Annotated in this window: 12 protein-coding genes; 10 read left to right on the top strand and 2 right to left on the bottom strand. The window is 76.5% G+C overall.

Annotation, left to right across the window (positions count from 1 at the left end; genetic code table 11):
• Positions 1 to 82: 82 nt before the first annotated feature.
• On the bottom strand, positions 83 to 727 hold the full coding sequence (locus NXY84_RS19355) for a DUF6518 family protein (RefSeq protein WP_258724657.1): 645 nt from the start codon (positions 725 to 727) through the stop codon (positions 83 to 85).
• 210 nt (positions 728 to 937) lie between these two features.
• Here NXY84_RS19355 and NXY84_RS19350 point away from each other — a divergent pair, with 210 nt between their 5' ends.
• Complete coding sequence (locus NXY84_RS19350) at positions 938 to 3,373, top strand: family 43 glycosylhydrolase (protein ID WP_258724656.1); 2,436 nt, start codon at positions 938 to 940, stop codon at positions 3,371 to 3,373.
• 30 nt (positions 3,374 to 3,403) lie between these two features.
• Here NXY84_RS19350 and NXY84_RS19345 read toward each other — a convergent pair whose 3' ends face one another.
• Complete coding sequence (locus tag NXY84_RS19345) at positions 3,404 to 4,402, bottom strand: ketopantoate reductase family protein (RefSeq protein WP_258724655.1); 999 nt, start codon at positions 4,400 to 4,402, stop codon at positions 3,404 to 3,406.
• Positions 4,403 to 4,527: 125 nt separating this feature from the next.
• Here NXY84_RS19345 and NXY84_RS19340 point away from each other — a divergent pair, with 125 nt between their 5' ends.
• The 9 genes from NXY84_RS19340 (at position 4,528) to NXY84_RS19300 (ending at position 12,036) form a co-directional block, all read left to right on the top strand.
• Positions 4,528 to 5,742, top strand: coding sequence for a M20 metallopeptidase family protein (locus NXY84_RS19340; RefSeq protein WP_258724654.1), 1,215 nt, complete (start codon positions 4,528 to 4,530; stop codon positions 5,740 to 5,742).
• Between the two features lie 123 nt (positions 5,743 to 5,865).
• On the top strand, positions 5,866 to 6,912 hold the full coding sequence (locus NXY84_RS19335) for an alcohol dehydrogenase catalytic domain-containing protein (protein ID WP_258724653.1): 1,047 nt from the start codon (positions 5,866 to 5,868) through the stop codon (positions 6,910 to 6,912).
• Between the two features lie 162 nt (positions 6,913 to 7,074).
• Entirely contained in the window at positions 7,075 to 7,416 is a 342-nt protein-coding gene (locus NXY84_RS19330; RefSeq protein ID WP_258724652.1) for a PadR family transcriptional regulator, read from the top strand.
• Positions 7,413 to 7,877, top strand: a complete 465-nt coding sequence (locus NXY84_RS19325; protein ID WP_258724651.1) for a hypothetical protein — start codon at positions 7,413 to 7,415, stop codon at positions 7,875 to 7,877. Before NXY84_RS19330 ends, NXY84_RS19325 begins: the two co-directional genes overlap by 4 nt.
• Positions 7,874 to 8,455, top strand: a complete 582-nt coding sequence (locus tag NXY84_RS19320) for a hypothetical protein (RefSeq protein ID WP_258724650.1) — start codon at positions 7,874 to 7,876, stop codon at positions 8,453 to 8,455. The genes NXY84_RS19325 and NXY84_RS19320 overlap by 4 nt, the downstream gene beginning before the upstream one ends.
• A gap of 132 nt (positions 8,456 to 8,587) precedes the next feature.
• Positions 8,588 to 8,854, top strand: a complete 267-nt coding sequence (gene purS, locus NXY84_RS19315; RefSeq protein WP_141372194.1) for a phosphoribosylformylglycinamidine synthase subunit PurS — start codon at positions 8,588 to 8,590, stop codon at positions 8,852 to 8,854.
• A complete protein-coding gene (purQ, locus tag NXY84_RS19310) occupies positions 8,854 to 9,549 on the top strand; it encodes a phosphoribosylformylglycinamidine synthase subunit PurQ (RefSeq protein ID WP_258724649.1) in 696 nt (231 codons plus the stop codon). The genes purS and purQ overlap by 1 nt, the downstream gene beginning before the upstream one ends.
• Complete coding sequence (locus NXY84_RS19305) at positions 9,546 to 10,595, top strand: GNAT family N-acetyltransferase (RefSeq protein WP_258724648.1); 1,050 nt, start codon at positions 9,546 to 9,548, stop codon at positions 10,593 to 10,595. Before purQ ends, NXY84_RS19305 begins: the two co-directional genes overlap by 4 nt.
• Positions 10,596 to 10,677: 82 nt before the next feature.
• Entirely contained in the window at positions 10,678 to 12,036 is a 1,359-nt protein-coding gene (locus NXY84_RS19300; RefSeq protein WP_258724647.1) for a DUF418 domain-containing protein, read from the top strand.
• The last annotated feature ends 3 nt before the right edge of the window (positions 12,037 to 12,039 follow it).

Genomic DNA, 12,039 nt, shown 5'->3' with positions numbered 1-12,039 from the left:
CGTCGACCCGGGACTGACGGCGGGTCGCGGCGGGGCTGCGGCCCCGCCCGAGTGCCGGCACCAGGACGGTCCTCGGCCCGACCTACCCGACCGACCCGGCCACGCGGTACGCGACGACGAACAGCCCCGCGACGACGGCGGTGCCCAGCGTCGCGACGAGCACCGGCACGGCGCCGCGCACCCGCCGCGCGAGCATCCCCGCGAGCAGCGCGAGCGCCCCGACGCCGAGGACGACCCAGTACGCGGCGCCCGTCGTCCCCACGACGACCGTGAGCCCGTAGACCGCCTCCCCGGCGCCGATGCCGGCGAGCGCCGCGGTCCCGAGCGCGGCGCGCAGCCCGTGCTCCCGCAGCCACGCGGCCGCGACGCCCACGACGGGCCCGACGACGAGCCCCACGGTGCCGAAGAACGTCGGGTCGTAGAACAGCCCGCGCAGGTGGGCCCCGGCGCTGTACCCGAGGACGAGCAGCACGAAGCTCGCGGCGCCGAGCACCGCGGCGGCCCGGGTCCGGGCGCGGGACCACAGCACGAGCAGCGCGGTCAGCACCGTCCAGCCGCTCGCGGAGTTCGCGAAGGGGGCCGCCGCGTCGGGCAGCGCACCCTGGGCGACGACGGTGAGCGCGCCGAGCGCGGCGCTCGCGAGCGGCACGACGGTCAGGCGGGCCCACCCAGGCCCCTGGTCGGGGTGCAGGGAGCGGGCGCCGGCGGTCGTCGTGGTCGTGGGCACCCGTCGACCGTAGGCAGCGCCGCCCGCGTGCACGTCCGCCCTCCGTCGGGCTCCCGGGCGCGCGGGTCCACCCGTGGGTGCAGGACCGTGCCGGAGCGGAGGCGGACGGCGCCCGACCGGCGTACAACGGAGTCACCCCGCCACATCGACGACGATCGGCAGGCTCCGATGCGCAGGTTCTCCGTGCCGTCCCGCTCCCACGCGGCCCCCGTGACCGCCGCCGTGTCCGCGGCGGTCCTCGCCGCCGGGCTCGTGCTCGCCGGTCCGGCGGGCGCGGCCACCGATCCCGAGGCCCTCGGCGGGTCGCTCGACGGCTCGGGCGGCGGTTCGGGCGGCCCCGGCGGCGCGCACGGCGCGGTGCGGTCGACGCCGTACACGAACCCGGTGAGCGCGGGCTTCGCCGACACGTACGCCGACCCCGCGGTGATCCGCGGCAAGGACGGCTGGTGGTACGCGTACGGCACGACCGACCCGCTGCGCGAGGGCGAGGGCGTGCGGCACCTGCTGCCGATCTCGCGCTCGTCGGACCTCGTGAGCTGGGAGTACGTCGGCGACGCGTTCACCGAGGACACCCGTCCGACGTGGGCCGACACCGACCGTGGCGCGGCGCTGTGGGCGCCCGACATCCGCTACGTCGACGGCGTGTACCGGCTGTACTACGTCGTCACCGAGACCACGACCGGCCCGGACGACCCCGCCGAGCCGAACGACAACGCGATCGGCGTCGCGACCGCCCCGACGCCGGTGGGCCCGTGGACCGACGCCGGCGACCCCGTCGTCGACCCGCGCCGCGGAGCCGGGGCGTCCGGGGACTTCCGGTGGACGTTCGACCCGCACCACGTCGTCGGTCCCGACGGCACCGAGCACCTGTTCTACGGCTCCTACTACGGCGGCATCTGGGTCACCGAGCTCGCCGAGGACGGCACCGAGGCGGTCGGGGAGCCCGTGCAGGTCGCGATCGACAACAAGTACGAGGGCGCGTACGTGATCCAGCGCGACGGCTGGTGGTACCTGTTCGCGTCGTCGGCCAACTGCTGCGCGGGCCCGACGACGGGCTACAGCGTGCACGTCGGGCGCTCGCGCGACCTGACCGGGCCGTACGTGGACCGCGAGGGTGTGCCGCTGAACCAGTCGCGGGCAGGCGGCACGCCGGTGCTCGCCCCGAACGGCAACCGCTGGGTCGGCACCGGGCACAACGCAGTCGTCACGGACCTCGCGGGTCAGGACTGGATCGTCTACCACGCGATCGACCGCGAGGACCCGTACCTCGACGGGACCGAGGGCATCAACGAGCGGCCCATGCTGATCGACCGGCTCGACTGGGTCTCCGGCTGGCCGACCGCCCGGGCGGGCGCGTGGGCGTCGGAGGACCGGCAGCGCGGCCCGGTCACGGGCCGGGTCACCGGGTTCGACGACGGCATCCCACGCACCTGGTCGACCGTGGGCCGCTGGACGACCGCGACCGACGACGACGCGGGCGACCACGCGGTGTCCGGCGCCCCGGGCCGCACGGGGGCGAGCGCGCTCGTGACCCACCGGTCCCTCGGTGACGGCGTGCGCGTCGAGGCGGACCTGCGCGCCGACCCGGGCGTGACCGCGCAGCACGGGCTCGTCGCCGGGTACCGCACGCGCGGCGGCGGCGGGAGGCTGGAACGGCTCACCGACAACCCCGACGCCCGGCGCGGCCCGGTCGACCAGGTCAGCGCCGCGATCGACCCGGTGACGCGGGAGCTCGTCGTCGAGGCGACCGTGCGCGGCCGCTCCGTCGCCCGCGCCGCCGCACCCCTGCCCGCGGACCTCGACCTCACGACGTGGCACTCCGCCGTGCTGACGGTGCGCGACGGCGTCGCCCGGGCCGAGCTCACGCACGCGCGCCTCGGCGACCCGCTCGCCGCCGTCACGCTCGACCTCCCGCGCGGCGCACGCGTGCCCGGAGCGGCCGGGGCCTTCGCCGCCGGCGCGGGCGTGCACGTCGACAACCTCAGCGCGCTCCCGGCGGCCCGCCCGGTGACGCGCACCGTGCCGCTCGCGCGGCCGGGCGACCTCGTGCTCGGCGACGAGTTCGACGGCGACGCGCTCGACCCCGCGTGGACGGTGCTGCGCTCGCCCGAGGTCACCGTGGCCGGCGGCGTCCTGCGCTGGCCCACCGAGGCCGGCGACCTCGGGGGCACCGCGAACGACGCGGGCGTGCTCCTGCGCGACGCGCCCGACGGGGACTGGGTCGCGGAGACCCGCCTGACGATCGACCTCGGCACCGACGAGATCCGCAACTACCAGCAGGGCGGGATCGTCGCCTACGTGGACGACGACCGGTGGGCGCGGCTCTCGCACGTCGCGATCTGGAACACCCGGCAGACCGAGTTCGGCACCGAGCTGCCGTACGCCGGGCGGCTCCAGTACGGCGGCACGATCGTCGGGCCGCCCGCCGAGACCACGTGGCTGCGCCTCGCGCACCGCACCGACGACGCGGGCGAGCACGAGGTGCAGGCGTTCACCTCGACCGACGGGAGCACGTGGGTCGCGGGCGGCGTGTGGACGTTCCCGGCGGGCTCGGAGCTGTCGATCGGGCTCGTCTCGCACGGCGGCGTCGGGGCGACCGCGGAGTTCGACTACCTGCGGGTGTTCGAGCGCGCGGGCCGGAGCTGAGCGGGGCGCGCGACCACGGCGCGCGGACCGTCAGCGCGCCGCGGCGACCAGCTCGTGCACCGTCGCGACGTCGTACGGCGCCGCCCCCCGGCCCTGCCGGTGGGCCTCGCGCGCCGCGGCCTGCACGGCGTCGTTGACCGGCGTCGGGACGCCGTGCAGGCGCCCGAGCAGCGCGATCTCGCCGTTGAGCCAGTCGACCTCGATGCCGTCGGTGCCGCGCGCGAGGCTCTGCCACGTCGAGCTGCCGCCGCGCGGACCCGCGCCGACGGGCCGCACCTGCACCGCGTCGCCCCGGCGCTCCTGCTCCTGCGCGGGCGTCGAGAAGTCGATCCCCGCGGCGGTCAGGACGGCCTCGCCCTCGGCGCGCAGCTCGTCGAGCAGCTCCCGCGTCCCGGACGCGCCGCCGACGAGCGCGTCGAGCCCGTTCCCGAGGTTGCTCAGCAGCTTCCCGTACTTCCACCGCATGACCTCGGCGTCCTCGACGGCGAGGAACCGGCTGGCCCCGAGGTCGGCGACGAGGCGCGCGGTCACGTCGTCGAGCGCCCCGGGAACGCGCCCGACCGTGAGGAAGCCCGAGCTCGGGTACCCCTCGGCCTGCACGGTGCCGGGCGTGAGGTACGACGCGGGCAGCCACACGCAGACGCCGTACACGCGCCGGAAGACCCGCAGCGCGGCGTGCTCGTTCGCGACGCCGTTCTGCGCGGTCACGAACGGCAGCCGGTGCGCCGCGGGGGCGCCGGACGCGCCGACGGGCACGTCGGCCCACGCGTCGAGCACGCTCCGGGTGTCCTGCGACTTGACCGCGGAGACGAGGACGTCGTCGTCGGTCAGCGTGAGCTCGTCGGGGCCGCCGACCGCGGGGACGGGCAGCGTCGAGGAGCCGTCGGGCGTCTCGAGGACCAGCCCGCGGTCGCGGATCGCGTCGAGGTGCGCGCCGCGCGCGACGAGGACCACGTCGTGCCCCGCCTCGAAGAGCCTCCCGCCGAGGGTCCCGCCCACCGCGCCCGCACCGATCACGACGTATCTCATGCGGGGGATCGTAGGTCGGGACTTGCCGGGGTGCCGTGTCGTAGCGTCGGTGGGACGCGCCGGTCCGCGGGCGCGGACCCACGCGCGCCGGCCCGGGCGCGCGGCCACGCAGGGGGAGACCGCACGTGACCGAGCCCGACCGCACCGCCGCCCTGCTCGCCGACGCCGAGGCGCTCGCCCCCGAGCTGACGGCGCTGCGCCACGACCTGCACCGGGTCCCCGAGATCGGCCTGCACCTGCCGAAGACGCAGGCGCGCGTGCTCGCGGCGCTCGACGGCCTGGGCCTGGAGGTCACGACCGGCACCGGGCTGTCCTCGGTCGTCGCGGTGCTGCGCGGCGCCCGGCCCGGCCCCGCGGTGCTGCTGCGCGGCGACATGGACGCCCTGCCCGTGACCGAGGAGTCGGGCGAGCCGTTCACGAGCGAGCACCCCGGCGTGATGCACGCGTGCGGCCACGACCAGCACGTGACCGGGCTCGTCGGCGCCGCCCGGCTGCTCGCGGCCCGGCGCGAGGAGCTCGCCGGCTCGGTCGTGCTCATGTTCCAGCCCGGCGAGGAGGGCGACCACGGCGCCCGCCTCATGATCGAGGAGGGCGTGCTCGACGCCGCCGGCGAGCGCGTCGTCGCCGCGTACGCGCTGCACGTGGTCTCGTCGATGCTCCCGGCAGGGGTCGTGACGGGCCGCCCGGGCCCGACGATGGCCGCCGCCGACCAGATGTTCGTGACCGTGCGCGGGCGCGGTGGCCACGGCTCGTCGCCGCACCGCGCCGCGGACCCGGTCACCGTCGCGGCGGAGATCGTGCTCGCGTTCCAGGCCGTGGTGACGCGCCAGTTCGACGCGCACGACCCCGTCGTCGTGACGGTCGGCCGGATCGCCGCGGGCACGACCGACAACGTCATCCCGGAGACCGCCGAGCTCGCCGCGACCATCCGCACGTTCTCCGAGCAGCACCACGCCGAGATCCCCGAGCGGCTCACGCGCGCCGCCGAGCACGTCGCGCTCGCGCACGGCCTGACCGCCGAGGTCAACTACGTGCGCGGCTACCCCGTGACGGTCAACGACGCCCACGAGGTCGAGCGGGCCGCGCGCGTGACGGAGGCGCTCGCGGGCGCGGAGCGGTACGTCGACGCGCCGCGCCCCGTCTCCGGGGCCGAGGACTTCTCCTACGTCCTGCAGCAGGTGCCGGGCGCGTTCGTCTTCCTCGGGGCGACCCCCGTCGGTGCCGACCCCGCGACGGCCCCGTACAACCACGCGGCAGGCGCACGCTTCGACGACTCGGTGCTCCCGCTCGCGTCGGCGTTGCTCGCGGGCCTGGCGCTCGACCGGCTCGCGGAGGGCTGACGGCTCCGGCACCCCCGGTGCAGCGCCCGCACGGTCTCGCTCGGGTGCGGGCGCACCCGCGCGCTGCGGGCGTGCGGCGGGTGCGCGGTCGTCGCCGGCACCGGCGTCCGGGACGATGGGCCGGTGCGTGCCGTCGTGGTCGAGGAGTTCGGTCGGGTCCCCGTCGTCCGGGAGGTGCCCGCGCCGGTGTGCGCGCCGCACGGCGTGGTGCTGCGGGTCGAGGCGACGGGCGTGTGCCGGTCGGACTGGCACGGGTGGCAGGGGCACGACGACGGCATCACGCTCCCGCACGTCCCCGGGCACGAGCTCGCCGGCACGGTCGTCGAGGTCGGCGCCGCGGTGCGGCGCTGGTCGGTCGGGGACCGGGTCACGGTGCCGTTCGTGTGCGCGTGCGGCGACTGCGCGGCGTGCGCGGCGGGCGAGCACCAGGTCTGCGAGCGGCAGACACAGCCCGGCTTCACGCACGACGGGTCCTTCGCCGAGCGGGTCGCGCTCGACCACGCCGACGTCAACCTCGTCGCGCTCCCGCCCGGCCTGTCCGCGGTGACCGCCGCCGGCCTGGGCTGCCGCTTCGCGACGGCGTACCGGGCGCTGACGGTGCACGGGCGGCCCGGTCCGGGGGAGTGGGTCGCCGTGCACGGGTGTGGCGGGGTGGGACTGTCCGCAGTGATGGTCGCGGCGTCGCTCGGGGCACGGGTCGTCGCGGTCGACGTGTCCCCGGCGGCCCGCGCGGCCGCGCTCGAGCTCGGCGCGGAGCACGCGCTCGACCCGGCCGGCCGCAGCGCGCAGGAGGTGGCCACCGCGGTCCACGAGGCCACGCGCGGCGGGGCTCACGTGTCGCTCGACGCCCTCGGCAGCGCCGCGACCGCCGCCGCGTCGGTGCTGGGCCTGCGCCGCCGCGGCCGGCACGTGCAGGTCGGCCTGCTGCTCGGCGCGGACGCCGACCCCGCGCTGCCCCTGGGCCGCGTCGTCGCGTGGGAGCTCGAGGTCTACGGCAGCCACGGCATGGCCGCGCACGAGTACCCGGCGATGCTCGCGCGCATCGCGGACGGCGCGCTGCGGCCGGACCGGCTCGTCGGACCCGTCGTGTCGCTCGACGACGCCCCGGCGGCGCTCGCGGCGATGAGCGGCCCGGCGACCTCGGTGGGGATGACGGTCGTCGTGCCGTGAGTGGCGTGACCGCGTGACCGCGTGACCGCGTGACCGCGTGACCGCGTGACCGCGTGACCGCGTGGACGTCCGGTCGTCGGACCGCGAGCGCCGGCCCGACGGGTCGCAGGTCAGGCACGGGATCCCTTGCTCTCATAAGTCGTCGCGCGATATATATCGTCCATGGCGAGACGCATGTCCGAGCAGTCGTACCTCGTGCTCCTCGCGCTCGCCGAGGAGCCGCGGCACGGGTACGGCGTCGTCCAGGCCGTGCTCGCGCTGTCGGACGGCGACGTGCGGCTCGGCGCCGGGACGCTCTACGGGATCCTCGACCGGCTCGTCGCCGCCGGGCAGGCCGAGGCGTCGGGGGAGGTCGTCGTCGACGGTCGCCTGCGGCGCTACTACCGGCTCACCGACGCGGGCCACGAGGCGCTGACCGCCGAGACCGCCCGCCTGCGCGACCTCGCGCGCCGCGCGCAGCGGGTCCTCACCGCGGGACCGCGACCGGCGCTGGGGCCGGCATGAGCGCCGAGCCGGCCCTCGCGCGGTCCGTCGGGCGGTGGCTGCACGCCTACCCGCGGCGCTGGCGCCGGGCGCGCGGGGCCGAGGTCACCGCGGTGCTCGTGGACCTGGCCCGGCCGGGCGCCCGCCGCGTCGACGTCCGCACGGCGCTCGGCCTCGTGGTCGCCGGGCTGGCGACCCGCTGGCGCGAGCACCCGCCGCCGCGCGCGTACCTCGCGTACCGGCTCGCGGGCCGTCACCCCGGGACGCGGTGGGACGGGTGGCTCCTCGACGACGTCGACGGGCGGCTCTACCCCGCGCGGCTCGCGATCGCCGAGGGCCTGGTCGCCGCCGTCGCGTACCCGTCGGTCGAGCGGCTCTACCTCGCCGTCGACCCGCCGGGACCCGGGGCGACCGGTCCGACGGTGGGTGGCGCCGACTCCTCGGGCCCCGCGTCGGCTGCGACCTCCGAGGCCCGGCCGTGAGCGCCCCGGACCGGTTCGCCCGCTCCGCCGCCCTGTGGCTGCGCGCCTATCCCCGGCGCTGGCGCACCGCACGGGCGAGCGAGCTCACCGAGGTCCTGCGTGACCTCGCCGCGCCCGGCGCCGAGCGCGTCGACGCCCGTACCGCGCTGAGCCTCGTCCGGTCGGGCTGGGCGACGCGCCGGCGGAGCCACCCGCCGCTCGGCGCGTACCTGCGCTACCGCCTGCTGGACCGCCCGCTCCCGCCCCGCTGGGAGGGGTGGCAGCGCGACGACGTGCACGGGCGGCTGTTCCCGGTGCGGTTCGCGCTGACCAGGACCGTGGGCATCGCGGTCCTGCTCGGCCTCCTGAGCCTCGTCGAGCGCGGCACGGGGTGGGACCTCGTCGACCCGCGCGTCACCGTGCTCTACCTCGTCGGCTTCCCGATCGCCCTGACGCTGCTGAAGGCGATCACGCACCGCCGACCGGTGCCCGTGCCCGAGCGCGACGACCTCGGCCCGTTCCTGCCGTACGTCCCGCTCACGCCCGAGCCGCCTCGCGCCCCACGCGGGTCCCGGCGTCGACGGACGGGTCGTGCCTGACCCGCCGAGGCCGGCGCCGCCACGTCGACCCCCGCGCGCCGCGTGCCGAGGGGTGAACGCGACGACGGCCCCCCGCGCAGCACTCGGTAGGCTGGCCCCGCCCCCACCGCCGCGAAAAACCTGGAGCCACCCGTGGGACGAGTCGTCGTCGATGTGATGCCGAAGCCCGAGATCCTGGACCCGCAGGGCAAGGCCGTCGCCGGTGCGCTGCCGCGGCTCGGCTTCGCGCAGTTCACCAGCGTGCGCCAGGGCAAGCGCTTCGAGCTCGAGTTCGAGGGGCCGGTGACCGACGAGGTGCTGGCCGCCGCGCGCGAGGCCGGTGAGCACGTGCTGTCCAACCCCGTGATCGAGGACGTCGTCGCGGTCTACGCGGAGGACGCCGCGCAGGTGACCGCCTGATGACGCGCGTCGGGGTCGTGACCTTCCCGGGCACGCTCGACGACCGGGACGCCGCACGCGCGGTGCGCCTCGCCGGCGGGGAGCCCGTGGCGCTGTGGCACGCGGACGAGAACCTGCACGAGGTCGACGCGGTCGTCCTGCCGGGCGGCTTCTCGTACGGCGACTACCTGCGCGCGGGGGCGATCAGCCGCTTCGCGCCGGTCATGGGCTCGGTCGTCGACGCCGCGAACGGCGGGATGCCCGTGCTCGGCATCTGCAACGGCTTCCAGGTCCTCACCGAGGCGCACCTGCTGCCCGGCTCGATGATCAAGAACGACCACCTGCACTTCCTGTGCCGGGAGCAGGTCCTCAGCGTCGAGAACGCCGAGACGTCCTGGACGCGCGACTACGCCGCGGGCGAGCGCATCACGATCCCGCTCAAGAACCAGGACGGCCAGTACGTCGCCGACGAGCGGACGCTCGACGAGCTCGAGGGCGAGGGCCGCGTCGTCTTCCGCTACGAGGACGTCAACCCGAACGGCTCGCGCCGCGGCATCGCGGGCATCTCGAACGCGAAGGGCAACGTCGTCGGCCTCATGCCGCACCCCGAGCACGCGGTCGAGGCGGGCTTCGGCCCCGACGGCCCGCAGGGGCCGCGCACCGGCACCGACGGGCTGCGCTTCTTCACGTCCGTGCTCCACGCGCTGGTCGGATGACGCTCGCGGGCACCCGCGCGGACCTGACGACGTCGCTGGTCGACTGGGACGACGCCGACGCGACCCGGTTGCGCGCCGACCAGGTCGCCGAGCTCGCCGAGCGCTACGGCGCGGACGACGTCGGCTCGGTGATGACCGCCGAGGGCGTCGTCGCGATGCTGCTCGTGCGGGACGGCGGCGAGCCCGTCGCGTGCGGCGCGCTGCGGGACGTCTCCGCCACGCAGGGGCCGGGGACGGTCGAGATCAAGCGGCTGTACGTGGTGCCGGCCCGGCGTGGGCGCGGGCTGTCCCGCCTGGTCATGGCCGAGCTCGAGGCACGCGCCCACGCGCTCGGGTACGGCCGCCTGATCCTCGAGACGGGCGTGATGCAGCCCGAGGCGATCGGGCTGTACCTCGCGCTCGGGTACGACCCGATCGAGGCCTACGGCGAGTACAAGGACGAGCCGTCGTCCCGCTGCTTCGGCAAGGCCCTGGTGCCCGACGACGGCGGTGCGGAGACGGACGTCCCGCGCGACGAGCCGTCCCCGAGGTCGCCGGCCCGCCTGCGCCCGGAGGTCACGCTGCGCTTCGTCGACTGGGACGACGCGGACGCCGTCGCGCTGCGGGTCGCGATGTACGAGCGCACCAACGCGCGCCTCTACCCGTCGCTGCGCGAGGCGGTCGAGCGCCGCGGCGGCTTCGCGGCGGACGACGCCGCCCAGGGGGAGGGTGCGCTGACCACGGTGCTCGCGGAGATCGACGGCGTGCCCGTCGGCTGCGCGACGCTCCGGGCCGCCCGCGAGGGGTACCCCGAGGGGTCGGGCGAGCTCAAGAAGGTGTTCGTCGACGAGTCGGCCCGCGGCGCCGGCGTCGCGCGCACCATGCTGCAGGCCGTCGAGGACGCCGCCCGGGCCCACCGGCTGCGCCAGGTCGTGCTCATGACCGGCTACCGGCAGCCCGAGGCGATCCGGCTCTACGTGTCGAGCGGCTACCGGCCGATCCTGCCGCTCACGCCGCGCGACCGGATCAACCCGCACGGTCTCTGGTTCGCCAAGCACCTCGGTTGACGGTCCGTTCCGCCGATCGGTTGACGGTCGGGCGACCGAAGGTGGATGCGGCGTCGACCGCCCGGCTCCTAGCGTCGAGGTCATGACCGCGGACCGCTCGGACCACGCACCCACGACGGCACCCCCACGACCCGGCACCGGGACGACGACGGGCGTGGCAGGCGGATCCGCGACGCCGCCCGGCGCCTGGCCCGCTCCGGCCGGACCTCCCGGCGCCGCGCCCGCACCGACGGCGACCGTGCGCTCGCTCGCCCCCGACCTCGCCCGCGGCATGCTCCTGCTCTTCATCGCCTCGGCGAACGTGTGGGGCTACCTGTGGACCAGCGCGGCCGAGGTGTCGCGGTACGGCCTGCGCCCCGTCGGCGGCTCGTCGCTCGACCTCGCGGTCGACGGCGTCGTGGCGTTCTTCGTCGACGACCGCTCTCGCCCGATGTTCGCGATCCTGTACGGCTTCGGGCTCGCGACGATGGCGGCCCGGCTCGCCGCCCGCGGGGCCGACCGGCGCGACGTGCGGCGCGTGATCGCCCGGCGCAGCCGCTGGCTCGTCGTCTTCGGCGTCGCGCACGCCGCCCTGCTGTTCGCGGGCGACATCCTCGCGCCCTACGGCGTCACCGGGCTGATCGCGCTCGCCTTCCTGCAGCGCTCGCGCACCGTGCTGCTCTGGTGGTTCGCGGTGTCGTCGGTGGTCGCGACCGCCGGTGGCGCGTTCGTCCTGACGTTCCTGCACGAGTACTGGGGCACGGGCGAGATCCCGCCGTCGGACTACCTCGCCTCCGCCGTCGAGCGCCTGTTCGGCTCGCTCGCGATCACCACGATCGCGGCGCTGCTGCTGTTCTTCGTCCCGCAGGTCGTCCTCGGGATCCTGCTCGCGCGCAGCGGGTGGCTCGCGCAGCCGTGGGAGCACCGGCAGGCGCTCGGGCGCGTCGTCGTCGTCGCCCTGGTGGTCAACCTCGTCGGGAACCTGCCGTTCGCGCTCGCCGTCGCGCAGGTGTGGACGCCCGCCGACGGCGCGGTCGGGCTCGTGGTCGAGCTCGCCCACTACCTGTCCGGCGTCGTGATGGGGCTCGGGTACGTGTGCCTGTTCGCGTGGGTGGCGGCGGTGCTGCGGGACCGTCCGCGGCGCGGGGTCGTGTCCGCGGTCGCGGCGGTGGGCGAGCGGTCGCTCACGTCCTACCTGCTGCAGTCGGTGATGTTCGCGCCGCTGCTGTCGGCGTGGGGTCTGGGTCTCGGTGGGCGGATCGGGACGGCCCAGGCGGCGGTGCTCGCGGTCGTGGTGTGGCTCGTGACGGTGCTGGTCGCCGTGGCGATGCACCGGGCCGGCCGCCGGGGACCGTTCGAGGTGCTGCTGCGGCGCCTGACGTACGGCCGCGGGGGTGCCGCCGCGTCGGTGGGCGTCCCGTCGGAGCGGCCCGTCGCGCCCGTGCGGACCCCGGTCCCCTGAGTG

Origin of the sequence: Cellulomonas sp. NS3 (assembly GCF_024757985.1) — a bacterium.
Taxonomy (GTDB): Bacteria; Actinomycetota; Actinomycetes; order Actinomycetales; family Cellulomonadaceae; genus Cellulomonas_A.
The sequence above is the reverse complement of the archived record's forward strand: the minus strand, read 5'-3'. Positions and strand labels throughout refer to the sequence as shown.